Source organism: Chromobacterium vaccinii (assembly GCF_001855275.1).
Lineage (GTDB): Bacteria > Pseudomonadota > Gammaproteobacteria > Burkholderiales > Chromobacteriaceae > Chromobacterium > Chromobacterium vaccinii.
Window position 1 is genome coordinate 4,575,717 of sequence record NZ_CP017707.1, and the last position, 14,276, is coordinate 4,589,992.

Consider the following 14,276-nt stretch of genomic DNA (forward strand, 5'->3'; position numbering starts at 1 on the left):
GGCGTCGTTTTCATCCTGGGCGCCGGGCGGGGCGACGCATCCCGCCCGGTCGCGATCAATCTTCCAGCACGAACTTGTAGGCGTATTGCCAGGCCAGGTTGCTCTCGCGCACATGCTTGCGGAGCACCATGCGCACGCGGGCGCCGATCTTCAGCCGGGACGGGTCGAGCACGTCCACCACTTCGGAGGCGAGGCCGATGCCGTCGTCCAGCTTCAGCATCGCCATGTGGCGCGGCACGGTCTCGCCGTAGCCCATGCCGGCGAGGATGGGGTTGGATGCCTCGGACAGCGCCACGATGACGCCGGCGCGGGCGCAGCGGTAGGTTTCCACGCTCAGCGAGTTGCAGGCGCCGCACACGCTGCGGCGCGGGAAGAAGATTTCGCCGCACGCCTTGCAGCGCGTGCCTTCCAGGCGGTACTTGCCGCCATGCTCGCGCCATTCGCGCAGCATGCTGGCCGTGGTCATGCGGTGGATGTGTTCCGGATACAGGGACATGCTGACGCTCCTTATTCGTTGCCCAGTACGATGACCGAGTTGTGGGCGGCGTAGCCGCCGAGGTTTTGCGAGACCGCGATGCGCGCGTTCTTCACCTGGTTGTCGGATTCGCCGCGCAGCTGGCGGAACAGCTCGGTGATGTGCAGGATGCCGTCGCAGCCGGAGGCGTGGCCGCGGCCGATGTTGCCGCCGTCGGTGTTCAGCGGCGTTTCGCCGTCGATGGCGATGCCACCTTCCAGCACGAAGTGGCCGGCCTGGCCGGGCTTGCAGATGCCCATCGATTCCATCTGGATCAGGCCGGCGCCCAAGAGGTCGTAGACCTGGGCCACGTCGATGTCCTTGGCGCTGATGCCGGCCTTCTTGTAGGCGATCTCGGCGCAGGCGACCGAGTTGGCGGACAGCGCCATGCCGGTGTCGGTGGCCAGGCCCGGGTGGCGCAGCGTCGGATTGTGGTAGCGGGTGCCGAAGTAATGCGACACGCCGGTGTAGGCGCAGCCTTTGATGAACACCGGCTTGTCGGTGTACTTGTGCGCCAGGTGCTCGGCCACCAGGATCGCGCAGCCGCTGGCCTCGCCCCAGGCCAGCATCGAGCCGTGCGCCTCGCTTTTCTTCAGCTCGTCCAGCGAGGGGATGGGCTGGCCGTAGCGGGTGGCGGTCGGCGTGTTGTGGGCGTAGACGCGCATCTGGCGGCCGAAGGCGGCCAGCACGTCGGCTTCGCGGCCGGCGTAGCCGTAGCGGTGGAAGTATTCCGAGGTGGCCAGCGCGAAGGCGTCGGTGTGCGAGATGCCCAGGAAGTAGTCGTACTCGCACTCGGTGCTGGAGCCGATGTATTCGGCGTAGTTGAAATGGTCGGTCATCTTCTCGAAGCCGCCGCACAACACGATGTCGTACTCGCCGGACGCGACCATCTGGTGGCCCATCTGGAACGATACCGAGCTGCTGGTGCAGTTCGAGCTGGTGATGAAGGTGGGGGCGGGGCTGACGCCCAGCGTGTCGGAAATGGTCGGGCCCAGGCCGCCGTATTCCGAGATGCCCTCGCCGTGGTAGCCATAGGCCACGCCCTGGATTTCGCGGGCGTCCATGCCGGCGTTGGCCAAGGCCTGGTAGGACGACTCGACGATCATTTCCTTGAAAGTCTGGCGGACCCGGCTGCTGCCCGGCTTGGGCGTGTAGGCCGCGGCCACGATGGCGACGCGTCGTGCGCTCATGATTATTCTCCTGTTGCTCGATCTCAGAGGTAGGCGGTCAGGGCGTAGTCGGGACGCAGGTACTTGAACTCGTACTTGATCGCGGTGCCGTAATCGATATGGCGCTTGGCGGCCAGTTGCGCGGCCAGCGGCTTGGCGCGGCGCTGGTGTTCGACGATTTCGTCGGTCACGGTCAGCGCGACGGCGTCGCTGCCTGCGCCGAAGCCGTAGGAGGCGAGCAGGATGCGTTGGCCGGGCTTGGCCTGGTCCAGAGCCTGGATCAGGCCCAGCAGCGGGCTGGCCGATCCGGTGTCGCCGACGCTGCCGGCGAACAGCGCCGGCTCCACCTGCTCGGCGGCGAAGCCCAGCTGTCGGCCCAGCGAGCGCGGGGTTGCCGCCACGTTCTGCTGGAACACCGCGTAGTCGAAGTCCGACGGCGAAGACTTCAGTTTGTCCAGCAGGCCGCGCACCGCGCGGCGGGTCTGCTCTTCCAGGCCGATGCCGTTCTTGTCCGAGCCCAAGCCCATGCCGGAGCGGATGTAGCGCTCGCCTTGCGGGCGGATGTTGTCGGCGACGTCGGCGGCGCAGGAGAAGGTGGCGTCGATCTCGGCGATGACCTTGCCGCTGCCCAGCACCAGCGCGGCGGCGCCGGCGCCGGCGTAGGACTCGGTCAGATCGCCCGGCGCGGTGTGGCGGCCGATGGCGTCGGCGGCGACGATCAACGCGTGTTCCGCCATGCCGGCGGAGACCAGCGCCTGCCCGATCTGCAGCGCGGAGGTGCCGGATTTGCCGGCGAACTGGATGTCGGCGCAGTACAGGTCGTAGCCCTGGCCCAGCATTTCCAGAATCACGGCGGCGGAGGCGCGGGATTCGTACGGGTTGGTGCAGGTGCCCAGGTACAGCGCGTCCAGTCTGGGATGTCCGCCGTGCTCCAGCGCGCGCTGCGCGGCCAGCACGCCTAGCGTGATCACGTCCTCGTCGGGTTGCAGCACCGCGCGCTCGCTGACCCCCAGATGGTCGCGCACCAGCGCGGCCTCGGTGTTTTTCCAGACGTCCACGACGTCTTCTATCTTGAGCCGGCAAACCGGGATGGCGCTGCCATAGCTCACTATGCCTGCCTTCTTCATGGCGCTTCCTTTTCGCTAAACGGGTTGTGCGTGGGCGGCCGCAGCCCGCTTGGCGCCGAAGATCTTGGCGTGATGGACGGGCATGCCGCTAAAAAATACGAAACGTACCGTTTCCTTTTTTTAGTTAGCATGCCGTTGGCATTTTGTGTCAATGGTAAATTTCGTGAACTTATAATTTCAGCCGAGCATGAATTATTTTATTAATGAACAAAATAGACTAATTGAAATGTTATTTAAGATGATGGTTTTAATGAATCGATAGCGCGCGGAGGGTATGGAATCCACTTGAATGTCTGTTCTAGGTTGGTTTTTCTTGATGATTCATCAATCGAGACTAAGCAAAGTGAGATTTTTTTGCTGCGTAATTGATGAAAAGTGGACAATTTTTGCTTGGATCGGAAATTTTCGTTGGCGCTTGTATGGTTTTGTTGTTCGAGGACAAGGTTTTTCGATTGGGAATATTGTTGGGCGGCGGGAGTCGAGATTGACAGTTGAATGACAGTAAATTTGTCTGCTTTGGCATTGTTTTTTATATGAGTTTTATCTTTAGAATTAGTTTTCAGTCTGCGGGCCTCGCCGATTCATTGTTGTTTTTTTGCGAAGAAGAGGCGAGCGGCGGCGGCGATGGGTGTCGCAGCGGGCCGGTTAGGTGATATGTTGCCGCTCACGATATTTTTGATCTTGGCGCTCTCGCCTCGCGCGCATGCGCCGATTCCTTTCCTTGTATTGCAAAGGCCAGGATATCGGCGCTGTTGGCACCCATGGTCCGCGGGCATCGTCGTTTCGTTGTAAGCGGGCTCTCTATAACAAAACGAAACGTTTCGTTTTTTCTTTTGATTAAGAAGCCGCCCAGGCCGTCTTGCTATCATGCCCGCGTGGCGATGCCGCACCGAGATCCGCTGGAGAGACGCGCCGCTCGCCGGCGGCACTTCATCATGAATAGAATAGGAGGATGGCTTTCCATGTCGCAGAACACCATCAGAAGCTCGACCGGGGCTGCGCGCAATCCGCAGACGCATCGGGCGATCCTGGATTCGACAATAGAAATCCTCAAGGAAGTCGGCTACTGCGGCATCAGCATCGAATCGGTGGCGCGGCGCGCGGGCGCCAGCAAGCCCACCATCTATCGCTGGTGGCCGAACAAGGCGGCGCTGATCGCCGAGGTGTATGAAAGCGAAAGCGGGCAGGTGAGGCAGTTTCCGGAATGCGGTTCGCTGAGAGAGGACCTGTCCTTCCTGTTGCACAATCTATGGCGGGTGTGGCGCTCTTCGATCTGCGGCGAGGCGTTCCGCAGCGTGATCGCCGAGGCGCAGCTGGACCCGCAGACCCTGATGCAGATGAAGAACGAATTCATGGGCCGCCGGCGAGAGCTGCCGCGCCAACTGCTGGAAAGCGCGGCGCGGCGCGGCGAGCTGGCGTCGGACGCCGATCTGGAGCTGCTGCTGGACATGATATTCGGCTTCTGTTGGTATCGGCTGTTGACCGATCAACTGGACGCCGAGCGCGACATCGACGCTTTCATCGGCATGCTGCTGTCCGGCGCCGCGCGCTGAAAGGCTTTCAATCCGCCGGCTGGCGCAGCTCCTGCTCCACCAGCCGGTAGCCGACGCCGGTTTCGGTGACGATGTGGCGCGGCATCGCCGGATTGTCTTCCAGCTTCTGCCGCAGGTGGCCCATGTAGACGCGCAGATACTGGTTGTGTTCGGAGAATGACGGCCCCCATACCGCCAGCAGCAGCTCGCGGTGAGTGATGACCTTGCCGGCGTTGCGGATCAGCGTGGACAGCAAGCGGTATTCGATGGGCGTCAGATGCACCGGGGTTTCGCCCTTGTGCACCAGGCGGTTGACCAGATCCACTTTGATGTCGCCGAACTGGAAAGTTTGCTGCGCCGCCGCGCTGCCGTGGATGCGGCGGCGCAGCAGCACCCGGATCCGGGCCAGGCATTCGGCGACGCCGAAGGGCTTGGTCAGGTAGTCGTCGGCGCCGGCGTCCAGCGCCGCCACTTTCTCGGTCTCCTGGGTGCGGGCCGACAGCACCAGGATGGGGATGTCGCTCCACTCGCGCAGGCTCTTGATCACGTCTATGCCGTTCATGTCCGGCAGGCCCAGGTCCAGAATGACCAGATCGGGCTTGCGGGTCGCCGCCTCTATCTGTCCCTGCTTGCCGGTTTCGGCCTCGTAGACGGTAAGATTCTCCTCTTCCAGCGCAGCCGACAGGAAGCGGCGGATCGGCTTTTCGTCTTCGATGATCACTACGGAGATGGGTGCGTCGTTCATGTCTTGTCGCTCTTGTGGTTTCAGGCGTCGTCAGGCGGCAGCGCGGGGGGCGCGCCGGCCGGCAGCGTGAAGCAGAAGCGGGCACCGTGCGGACGGACATTGCCGGCTTCTATCGTTCCGCCGTGGTTTTCAATGATGGCGCGGCAGATGGCCAGGCCCAGGCCGACGCCGGGCGTGGTGGATTCCGGCGCGCCGCGCGTGAATTTGTCGAAGGCGCGCTGTTCCATGCTGGCGGGCAGGCCCGGGCCGTCGTCGGTGACGGTGATGCGGACCTTGTCGCCGTCGTGGCGGGCGGCCAGCTCGATGCGCGAGCCGGCCGGCGTGTACTTGCCGGCGTTTTCCAGCAGGTTGACCAGCACGCGCTCGATCAGCACCGCGTCGTACTCCAGCACCGGCAGGTCGCGGCTGAGATCCAGCTCCAGCTTGTGGTGGCGCAGGCTGCGCTCGCAGGCGCGAACGGCGCTGCCGACGACTTCGTCCAGCAGCTGCCACTCCTTGTTGAGTTTGACGCCGGACTGCAGCTTGGCCATGTCCAGCAGATTGGTCACCAGCTTGGTCATCCGCAGCGCTTCGTCCTGGATGGACTGGGCGATCTCGGCTTGCTGGCCCGGCGGCAGGGTGGGTGCGTTCAGCATATTGGCCATGCCCAGCATATTGGTCAGCGGCGTGCGCAGGTCGTGGGACACCACCGACAGCACGCTGTTGCGCAGCCGCTCCGACTCCATCGCCACGATGGCGTCTTGGGCCACTTCCACGTAATGCACCCGCTCCAGCGCCAGCGCGATCTGGGCGGCGCAGGTCTCCAGCAGCCGCTGCTGCTCCGGCAGGAAGGGGTGGACGGTTTCCTCCGGCAACAGCGCGATGACGCCGCGCACCCGCATCGGCGCTTTCAGCGGCACATAGAGCGCGGCGTTGGACGGCAGCGTGTTGGTGCCGAGGCCGGCCGGCTGCTGGTTGTCGAACACCCACTGCGCGACGCCGGCGTCGGCGTCGTTGCCGCTGTCGGTGGCGGCGCGCAGGCGGTCCTCGCTGTCCGGGATGAACAGCATCACCTTGGCGCGGAACAGCGGCTCCAGCCGGCCGACCGCGGTTTCGATGATTTGCGAGGCGGTCAGCGCGCCGGCCAGTTCGCGGCCCAGGTCGTACAGCGCGCGGGTGCGGCGCTCGCGGTAGGTGGCGATGGTGGCTTCGAAGCGGAAGCGGGCGGTCAGCTGGCTGATGATCAGCGCCACCACCAGCATCACGATGAAGGTCAGCAGGTACTGGGTGTCGGACACCGCGAACGACAGCTGCGGCGGCACGAAGAAGAAATCGAACGCCGCCACCGACAGGAAGGACGCCAGCACGCCGGGGCCGCGGCCGTAGCGGGTGGCGATCAGCACCACCGCCAGCAGGTGCACCATGATCACGTTGGACAGCGCGAAGTAGGGCACCAGCAGGTGGTTGAGCTCGGTGGTGGCGAAGCAGATGGCGGCGGCGGCCAGGTAGCCGCGCGCGGCGTTGCCGGACTCGCTGTCGCTGAACAGCAGGCTGGGCACGCGCTTGCCGCGCTTGTCCGCGTCCTCCTCCAGCTCATGCGCCACCACGTAGACGTCGACATCGCCGGACAGGCGGCTGAGTTCGGCGACCAGCGAGCCTTCCCACCGCCGGGCGATCCAGCCGCGGCTGGATTTGCCCACCACCAGCTTGGATACGTTGCGGGTGCGGGCGTAGGCCTGCAAGGTGGCGGCCAGCGAACTGCCGCCCAGCACCGTGGTTTCGGCGCCCAGCTCCTGCGCCAGCCTCAGCCCCTTCAATATCCGCGCGCGCTGCTCTTCCGGCAGCCGCTGCAGCTTGGGCGTCTCCACGTAAACGGCGATCCAGTCGGCGTCCAGATTGGCGGCCAGCCGCTTGGCGCTGCGCACCAGCTTTTCCGTGCCGGGCCCGGGGCCGACGCAGACCAGCAGCCGCTCGCGCGCGTGCCAGACCGGCTTGATCGACTGGTCGGCGCGATAGGCGCGCATCTGCGCGTCGACGCGGTCGGCGGTGCGGCGCAGGGCCAGCTCGCGCAGCGCAAGCAAATTGCCCTTGCGGAAGAAATTCTTCACCGCGCGCTCGGCCTGCTGCGGCAGATAGACCTTGCCGGCGGCGAGGCGGGACAACAGCTCGTCCGGCGGCAGGTCCACCAGCGAGACTTCATCGGCCATGTCGAACACATGGTCGGGCAGCGTTTCCCTGACGATGATGCCGGTGATCTGGCCGACCACATCGTTAAGGCTCTCAAGGTGCTGCACATTGAGAGTGGTGTAGACATCGATGCCGGCGGCGAGCAGCTCCTCCACGTCCTGCCAGCGCTTGGGGTGGCGCGAGCCGGGGGCGTTGGAGTGGGCGAACTCGTCGATCAGGATCAGTTGCGGATTGACGGCGAGCGCCGCGTCGATGTCGAATTCCGACAGCGCGCGGCCCTTGTACTCGATCCGGCTGGGCGGCAGCACTTCCAGGCCGTCCAACTGGGCCGCGGTTTCCTTGCGGCCGTGGGTTTCCACCACGCCGACCAGCACCTTGACCCCTTCCTGTTGCTTGACCCGCGCGGCGGCCAGCATGGAGAAGGTCTTGCCGACGCCGGCGCAGGCGCCGAAGAAAATCTTCAGCCGTCCGCGCTGAGCCTCCAGCTCTTCTCGCTTCAGTTCATCCAGCAGGGCATCCGGGTCGGGGCGCTGATCGGTCATGCGGGTTTAAGCTTTCTTGGAGAGTTCGTCCAGCGCCAGATTCAGCTCCAGCACGTTGACGCGCGGCTCGCCCAGCAAGCCGAAGGTTTCGCCGACGACGCGGCCGTCGACCAGCTTGCGCACCGCGTCTGCCGGCAGTTTACGCGCGGCGGCCACGCGGTCAACCTGGTAATAGGCGGAGGCCAGCGAGATTTCCGGGTCCAGGCCGCTGGCCGACGCGGTCACCAGGTCCACCGGCACCGGGCCGGTCTGGGTCGGGTGCGCCTTGCGGATCGCTTCCACATTGCCTTTCACCGCGGCCAGCTGCGCCGGATTGGTCGGGCCCAGGTTGGCGCCGCCGGAGTTGCCGGCGTTGTACGGCATCGGGCTGGTGGCCGACGGGCGGCCCCAGAAGTATTGCTCGCCGGCGAAGCTCTGGCCGATCAGCCGCGAGCCCACCACTTTGCCGTCTCTCTCGATCAGGCTGCCGTTGGCCTGCGCCGGGAACGCCGCCTGGGCGATGCCGGTGGTGGCGAGCGGGTAGGCGAGGCCGGTGATCAGCGACAGGCCGCCGAAGATCACCAGCAGGGGACGAATGACTTTCATGATAATCCTTTCCATTCTATTGGCGCGGAGCGCGCCGCGTCGCCGGGCTCCCGGCATGCCGGGAGCCGCGGCCGCCGCTTACACCAGGCCCATCGCGCCCAGCAGCATGTCGATCAGCTTGATGCCGGCGAAGGGCACCAGCAGGCCGCCCAGGCCGTAGACCAGCAGGTTGCCGCGCAGCAGTTCGGCCGCGCTTCGGGCATGGTATTTCACGCCTTTCAGCGCCAGCGGAATCAGCGCCACGATGATGACGGCGTTGAAGATCACCGCCGACATGATGGCCGAGGCCGGGCTGTTCAGGCCCATCACGTTCAGCGCGTTCAGCTGCGGATAGGTGCTGGCGAACGCCGCCGGGATGATGGCGAAGTACTTGGCCACGTCGTTGGCGATGGAGAAGGTGGTCAGGGAGCCCCGCGTCATCAGCATTTGCTTGCCGATTTCGACGATCTCGATCAGCTTGGTGGGATTGGAGTCCAGATCCACCATATTGCCGGCTTCCTTGGCCGCCTGGGTGCCGGTGTTCATCGCCACCGCCACGTCGGCCTGGGCCAGCGCCGGCGCGTCGTTGGTGCCGTCGCCGGTCATCGCCACCAGCTTGCCTTCGGCCTGATGGCTGCGGATCAGCTTGAGCTTGGCTTCCGGCGTGGCCTCGGCCAGGTAGTCGTCCACGCCGGCTTCGGCGGCGATGGCGGCGGCGGTAAGCGGGTTGTCGCCGGTGATCATCACCGTCTTGATGCCCATCTGGCGCAGCTCGGCGAAGCGTTCCTTGATGCCGCCCTTGACGATGTCCTTCAGCTCGATCACGCCCAGCGCGCGGTTGCCTTCCGCCACCAACAGCGGGGTGGAGCCGCGGCGGGCCACGTCCTCGGCGTTTTTCGCCAGCGCGTCGGGGAACTGCCCGCCTTGTTCGGCGATGTGGCGGCGGATCGCGTCGATGGCGCCCTTGCGGATCTGGCGGCCGTCGTAGTCGATGCCGGACATCCGGGTTTGCGCGGTGAACGGGATGAACACGGCTTCATGGCTGGCCAGCTGGCGTTCGCGCAGGTTGAACTTCTGCTTGGCCAGCACCACCACGCTGCGGCCTTCCGGCGTTTCGTCGGCCAGGGAGGCCAGCTGGGCGGCGTCGGCCAGGTCTTTCTCGGACACGCCCGGCGCCGGGATGAAGGCCGATGCCTGGCGGTTGCCCAGCGTGATGGTGCCGGTCTTGTCCAGCAGCAGCACGTCCACGTCGCCGGCGGCTTCCACCGCGCGGCCTGAGGTGGCGATCACGTTGGCGCCCATCATGCGGCTCATGCCGGCCACGCCGATGGCGGACAGCAGGCCGCCGATGGTGGTCGGAATCAGGCAGACCAGCAGCGCCACCAGGGTGGTGATGCTGATCGGCGTGCCGGCCTTGGCCGCGTCCACGCTGAACAGCGAAAACGGCAGCAGCGTCACGGTGACGATCAGGAACACGATGGTCAGCGCCACCAGCAAGATGGTCAGCGCGATCTCGTTCGGCGTCTTCTGGCGCTTGGCGCCTTCCACCATCGCGATCATGCGGTCGAGGAAGGTTTCGCCCGGATTGGCGGTGATCTTCACCACGATCCAGTCGGACAGCACGCGGGTGCCGCCGGTGACCGAGGAGAAGTCGCCGCCGGACTCGCGGATCACCGGCGCCGATTCGCCGGTGATGGCCGATTCGTCCACCGAGGCCACGCCTTCGATCACGTCGCCGTCAACCGGGATGACGTCGCCGGCTTCCACCAGCACGTAGTCGCCCTTGCGCAGGCTGGCGCCGTCGACGATGCTCTTGGCGGCGCCGTGATTGCCGCCGGCCAGTTTCTTGGCCACCACGTTCTTCTTGGCGGAGCGCAGGCTGGCGGCCTGGGCCTTGCTGCGGCCCTCGGCCAGCGCCTCGGCGAAGTTGGCGAACAGCACGGTGAACCACAGCCACAGCGCCACGGCCAGGATGAAGCCGGACGGAGCCTCGCCATGGCCGACCAGCGACTGGATCCACAGCGCCGTGGTCAGGATGCTGCCGGCGTACACCACGAACATCACCGGGTTGCGCCACTGGGTGCGAGGCGACAGTTTCCTGAACGAGTCGACGATGGCGGGCTTCATCAGCGCCGGATCGAGCAGCGACTTGCTGGCGCTCTTGTGGCTGGCGGCGGGGGCCGCCAGCGGCTTGGAATGATTGTTGTCGTTCATATCGAGTTTCCTTGACTGACGCGCTTAGCGGGCGGCGAGCATTTGCAGGTGCTCGACCACCGGGCCCAGCGCCAGGGCCGGAACATAGTTGAGGGCGCCCACCAGCAGCACGGTGCCGATCAACAGCGTCACGAACAGCGGGCCGTGGGTAGGCAGGGTGCCGCCGGTGACGGCCAGGCGCTTCTTGGCGGCCAGCGAGCCGGCGATCGCCAGGATGGGCACGATCATGAAGAAGCGGCCGAAGAACATCGCGAGGCCGGTCATGATGTTGTAGAACGGCGTGTTGGCGGACAGGCCGGCGAAGGCGCTGCCGTTGTTGTTGGCGGCCGAGGTGAACGCGTACAGGATCTCGCTGAAGCCGTGCGCGGCCGGGTTGGCGATGCCGGCTTTGCCCGCGGCCAGGCTGACGGCGATCGCGGTCAGCGCCAGCACCAGAGTCGGCGTCACCAGGATGGTGATCGCGGTCATCTTCATCTCGTAGGTTTCGATCTTCTTGCCCAGGTATTCCGGCGTGCGGCCCACCATCAGGCCGGCGATGAACACCGCCAGGATCGCGAAGATCAGCATGCCGTACAGGCCGGAGCCGACGCCGCCGAACACCACTTCGCCCAGCTGCATCAGGAACATCGGCACCAGGCCGCCGATGGGCGTCAGCGAATCGTGCATCGCGTTGACCGCGCCGCAGGAGGCGGAGGTGGTCACGGCGACGAACAGCGAGGTGTCGATGATGCCGAAGCGTGTTTCCTTGCCTTCCATATTGCCGCCGGATTGCAGCTGGCTTGCGCGCTGGTCTATGCCCAGCGAGCTGTATTGCGGCACGCCGGCTTGCTCGGCGCTGGTTTCCACCACCACCGCGGTGGCGAACATGATGGTCATCGCGGCGAGGATGGCCCAGCCCTGGCGGCGGTCGCCGACCATGCGGCCGAACAGGAAGCACAGCGCGGCCGGGATCAGGAAGATGGCGATGTCCTGCAGGAAGTTGACCAGCGGCGTCGGATTTTCATACGGGTGGGCGGAGTTGGCGTTGAAGAAGCCGCCGCCGTTGGTGCCCAGCATCTTGATCGCTTCCTGCGAGGCCACCGGGCCCATTGGCAGCGTCTGCGTCTGGCTGGTCTTGTCGTCCATCGCCGGCTTGCCGTCCTTGCCCAGCACCGGATTGCCCTTGGCGTCCACTTTGGGTTGCTGGTATTTGACGGTTTCGACGGTATGCGCGTCCTTGTAGGCGGACAGGTTCTGGATGACGCCCTGCTGGGAGAAGACCAGCGCGAATACCACGGCCAGCGGAAGCAGCACGTACAGCGTCATCCGGGTGACGTCCACCCAGAAGTTGCCGATCTTGGCGCTGCTGTGGCGGGCGAAGCCGCGGATCAGCGCGATCACCACGGCGGCGCCGGTGGCGGCGGACACGAAGTTCTGCACCGTCAGTCCCAGCATCTGGGTCAGATAGCTCATCGTGGTTTCGCCGCCGTAGCCTTGCCAGTTGGTGTTGGTGACGAAGGAAACAGCGGTGTTGAACGAGGAGTCCGGCGATACCGCGGCCATCGCCTGCGGATTGAATGGCAGCATGCCCTGCAGCCGTTGCAGCGCGTAGACGGCGGCCACGCCCAGCACGTTGAACAGGATCAGCGCCACCGCGTAGCCGCGCCAGCCCATCTCTTCATCCTGCTTGATGCCGGCCAGGCGGTAGAAGGCGCGCTCCAGCGGCGCGAAGAAGCGGACCGGCCCGACATTTTCCCCCTGCATGACGCGCGTCATGTAAGCGCCCAGCGGCCAGGCCAGCGCGATCAACACAACCAGGAACAAGCCCAGTTGCAGCATGGCGGGTGTGCTCATGATTAGAAATTCTCCGGTTTGACCAATGCGTAGATCAGGTAGACGAACAGTCCCAGCGCCAGCAAGGCGCTGATCAGGTACCAGGCAGTCATTGCTTGCCTCCCAAACGGTCGCAGGCTGCGATCAAGAGCCAAGTCAGCGCGCCGAACAGCGCGATGAGGCCCAGGTAGAGCAGATCCATAACGAAAATCTCCATACGTAATGTGCGATGTGGAAGGTAATCAAACCGGCGTCAAAAACATGATAAAAGCGCGCTAACGGACATAAAGAAAATATAAAAATTATCTTTATCGGCAATTTTTTGATTGATTAATTAGCGGTTTGGCTATTTTGGGGGATTTTCTTTAGCTGGAGAGCCTGGATGCCGGCGAGTTTGAAGGCTTTGTCCGTCGGGATCAACGGGCAGTTAGGGCGGGAGAGGGGGTGTAAAGAAAAACAGGAGACGCTCAGCCTTGGGCGAGGGGAAGGCTGCGGGGGCCAGGGGCCCCGGGCATAGGGTCAGAACAGATCGTCGCAGCGATCGGCCAGGAAACGGGCGTCGTCGCGGTCGTGCGCGCGCTGGCGAACCTTCTGTTGGCGGGATCGTTCCTCGTCGCTCAGCTGGGGCTTGGCTACTGCGTAGAGAAAGCTTTCATGTTGGTCACGGGCTTGTTTTCTGCGAACGCTCAGGGGGATACGAGAAATCATCCTGCACCTTTCGATCTCGAAACGTGGGCTTCTCAGGGGTGCCTGGCGGCTGGCGTGCTGTTGGGTGTCGCAAGCGGTCAGGCTGCGCCCTGACAGTATCAAGTTGACGCGATTTGCCTGGTTTGTAAAGCACTTGGGTGTAAATCGGGAAGGGGTTGTGGCGTTCCTTGTCGTTTTGTTCATATCGAAACATAGTCGAACCGTGTTACGCCGGCTTGACGCTGCGATGAAACCTGCATGGAAGCATGGGTTAGTGTTGTTGATCATAAAGTTGTAGCTAATAGGTCTAAATTGTTATAAGCAAAGCGCGTAGCATCAACGACATCTTGCAGCATGAATGGGGGCTCCCATGGATTTGGGATATACGATGGCGGGGCTGGCCGTCGGTTTCATCGTCGGTTTGACCGGGGTGGGCGGCGGCTCCCTGATGACGCCCATCCTGCTGTGGTTCGGCATCTCGCCGGCAACCGCCGTCGGCACCGATCTGCTGTATGCCGCGGTGACCAAGGCCGGCGGCGTGGTGGTGCATCACAAGCAGCGCCACATAGATTGGCGCATCGCCTGGCATCTGTCCTTGGGCAGCGTGCCCGCGGCGCTGCTGACGCTGGGCCTGTTGTCCTGGCTGCACGTGCCGGCCCAGGTGATGGACGCGCTGTTCCGCTTCGTGCTGGGACTGGCGCTGCTGCTGACGGCTTTCGCCATCCTGTTCAAGCCCTGGCTGCTGAAGGTCGGCGGCCATCATGCGGCCAAGCTGGGCGCCGATGGCCGCTGGTGGCCGACGGCGCTGGTCGGCGTGGTGCTGGGCGTGCTGGTGACGCTAAGCTCGATCGGCGCCGGCGCGCTGGGCACATTGGCCCTGTTCATGCTGTATCCGGCCTTGCCCACTTCGCGGCTGGTCGGCACCGAGATCGCCCACGCGGTGCCGTTGACGCTGGTGGCCGGCCTGGGCCATGCCGGCATGGGTCATCTGGACTGGGTGCTGCTGTTGAAGCTGCTCAGCGGTTCCTTGCCGGGCATCTGGCTGGGCAGCCGCTTGGCCGGCCGCCTGTCCGACCACTGGCTGCGGCCGGCGCTGGCGGTGATGTTGGCGTTGGCGGGCGGCAAGCTGGTGCTTTAGCTTTTTTGCGCCGCGGACAAAAGCCTCGATTGCGTTGCGCCTCCTTGTCGTACCATGTGTACCGCC

The 14,276-nt window shown here is 64.6% G+C and carries 12 protein-coding genes; 2 read left to right on the forward strand and 10 right to left on the reverse strand.

Annotation, left to right across the window (positions count from 1 at the left end; translation table 11 throughout):
- Window positions 1-55: 55 nt before the first annotated feature.
- From BKX93_RS21160 to BKX93_RS21170, 3 genes are read right to left on the reverse strand one after another with little or no spacing between them, the layout of a single operon-like run.
- Window positions 56-496, reverse strand: coding sequence for a Zn-ribbon domain-containing OB-fold protein (locus tag BKX93_RS21160; protein WP_046158195.1), 441 nt, complete (start codon window positions 494-496; stop codon window positions 56-58).
- Between the two features lie 11 nt (window positions 497-507).
- Entirely contained in the window at window positions 508-1,704 is a 1,197-nt protein-coding gene (locus BKX93_RS21165) for a thiolase family protein (RefSeq protein ID WP_046158194.1), read from the reverse strand.
- Window positions 1,705-1,727: 23 nt separating this feature from the next.
- On the reverse strand, window positions 1,728-2,810 hold the full coding sequence (locus BKX93_RS21170; protein ID WP_070981261.1) for a hydroxymethylglutaryl-CoA synthase: 1,083 nt from the start codon (window positions 2,808-2,810) through the stop codon (window positions 1,728-1,730).
- A 962-nt stretch (window positions 2,811-3,772) separates the two neighbouring features.
- Here BKX93_RS21170 and BKX93_RS21175 point away from each other — a divergent pair.
- Entirely contained in the window at window positions 3,773-4,363 is a 591-nt protein-coding gene (locus BKX93_RS21175; protein ID WP_046167328.1) for a TetR/AcrR family transcriptional regulator, read from the forward strand.
- 7 nt (window positions 4,364-4,370) lie between these two features.
- On the opposite strand, the gene kdpE is transcribed toward BKX93_RS21175, so the two are convergent.
- From kdpE to BKX93_RS24950, 7 genes are all read right to left on the reverse strand, one after another.
- Window positions 4,371-5,087: a two-component system response regulator KdpE gene (kdpE, locus tag BKX93_RS21180; protein ID WP_021476360.1), complete on the reverse strand. Its 717-nt coding sequence runs from the start codon at window positions 5,085-5,087 to the stop codon at window positions 4,371-4,373.
- 20 nt (window positions 5,088-5,107) lie between these two features.
- Window positions 5,108-7,795 (reverse strand): sensor histidine kinase, encoded by a 2,688-nt coding sequence (locus tag BKX93_RS21185; protein ID WP_046167329.1) that lies wholly within the window; start codon window positions 7,793-7,795, stop codon window positions 5,108-5,110.
- Window positions 7,796-7,801: 6 nt separating this feature from the next.
- Window positions 7,802-8,380 carry a potassium-transporting ATPase subunit KdpC gene (gene kdpC / locus BKX93_RS21190; RefSeq protein WP_046167330.1) on the reverse strand — a complete coding sequence of 193 codons (579 nt, stop codon included), beginning with the start codon at window positions 8,378-8,380 and terminating at the stop codon, window positions 7,802-7,804.
- A 78-nt stretch (window positions 8,381-8,458) separates the two neighbouring features.
- Complete coding sequence (gene kdpB / locus BKX93_RS21195) at window positions 8,459-10,573, reverse strand: potassium-transporting ATPase subunit KdpB (RefSeq protein WP_046158189.1); 2,115 nt, start codon at window positions 10,571-10,573, stop codon at window positions 8,459-8,461.
- A 24-nt stretch (window positions 10,574-10,597) separates the two neighbouring features.
- A complete protein-coding gene (kdpA, locus tag BKX93_RS21200; RefSeq protein WP_070981263.1) occupies window positions 10,598-12,406 on the reverse strand; it encodes a potassium-transporting ATPase subunit KdpA in 1,809 nt (602 codons plus the stop codon).
- A gap of 2 nt (window positions 12,407-12,408) precedes the next feature.
- The gene (gene kdpF, locus BKX93_RS21205; protein ID WP_021476355.1) at window positions 12,409-12,498 is read right to left on the reverse strand and encodes a K(+)-transporting ATPase subunit F; all 90 of its coding nucleotides are present in this window, start codon (window positions 12,496-12,498) and stop codon (window positions 12,409-12,411) included.
- Between the two features lie 406 nt (window positions 12,499-12,904).
- A complete protein-coding gene (locus tag BKX93_RS24950) occupies window positions 12,905-13,093 on the reverse strand; it encodes a hypothetical protein (RefSeq protein ID WP_011135152.1) in 189 nt (62 codons plus the stop codon).
- 349 nt (window positions 13,094-13,442) lie between these two features.
- On the opposite strand from BKX93_RS24950, the gene BKX93_RS21220 reads away from it, so the two are divergent.
- Window positions 13,443-14,210 (forward strand): sulfite exporter TauE/SafE family protein, encoded by a 768-nt coding sequence (locus BKX93_RS21220; protein ID WP_046158186.1) that lies wholly within the window; start codon window positions 13,443-13,445, stop codon window positions 14,208-14,210.
- The last annotated feature ends 66 nt before the right edge of the window (window positions 14,211-14,276 follow it).

What these genes read in the sequence shown, in the direction of transcription:
- BKX93_RS21185 (WP_046167329.1), bottom strand. Translation starts at nt 7,795, where the DNA reads ATGACCGATCAGCGCCCCGACCCGGATGCCCTGCTGGATGAACTGAAG.
- BKX93_RS21170 (WP_070981261.1), bottom strand. Translation starts at nt 2,810, where the DNA reads ATGAAGAAGGCAGGCATAGTGAGCTATGGCAGCGCCATCCCGGTTTGC.
- BKX93_RS21160 (WP_046158195.1), bottom strand. Translation starts at nt 496, where the DNA reads ATGTCCCTGTATCCGGAACACATCCACCGCATGACCACGGCCAGCATG.
- kdpF (WP_021476355.1), bottom strand. Translation starts at nt 12,498, where the DNA reads ATGACTGCCTGGTACCTGATCAGCGCCTTGCTGGCGCTGGGACTGTTC.
- kdpE (WP_021476360.1), bottom strand. Translation starts at nt 5,087, where the DNA reads ATGAACGACGCACCCATCTCCGTAGTGATCATCGAAGACGAAAAGCCG.
- kdpB (WP_046158189.1), bottom strand. Translation starts at nt 10,573, where the DNA reads ATGAACGACAACAATCATTCCAAGCCGCTGGCGGCCCCCGCCGCCAGC.
- kdpC (WP_046167330.1), bottom strand. Translation starts at nt 8,380, where the DNA reads ATGAAAGTCATTCGTCCCCTGCTGGTGATCTTCGGCGGCCTGTCGCTG.
- BKX93_RS21165 (WP_046158194.1), bottom strand. Translation starts at nt 1,704, where the DNA reads ATGAGCGCACGACGCGTCGCCATCGTGGCCGCGGCCTACACGCCCAAG.
- kdpA (WP_070981263.1), bottom strand. Translation starts at nt 12,406, where the DNA reads ATGAGCACACCCGCCATGCTGCAACTGGGCTTGTTCCTGGTTGTGTTG.
- BKX93_RS21220 (WP_046158186.1), top strand. Translation starts at nt 13,443, where the DNA reads ATGGATTTGGGATATACGATGGCGGGGCTGGCCGTCGGTTTCATCGTC.
- BKX93_RS24950 (WP_011135152.1), bottom strand. Translation starts at nt 13,093, where the DNA reads ATGATTTCTCGTATCCCCCTGAGCGTTCGCAGAAAACAAGCCCGTGAC.
- BKX93_RS21175 (WP_046167328.1), top strand. Translation starts at nt 3,773, where the DNA reads ATGTCGCAGAACACCATCAGAAGCTCGACCGGGGCTGCGCGCAATCCG.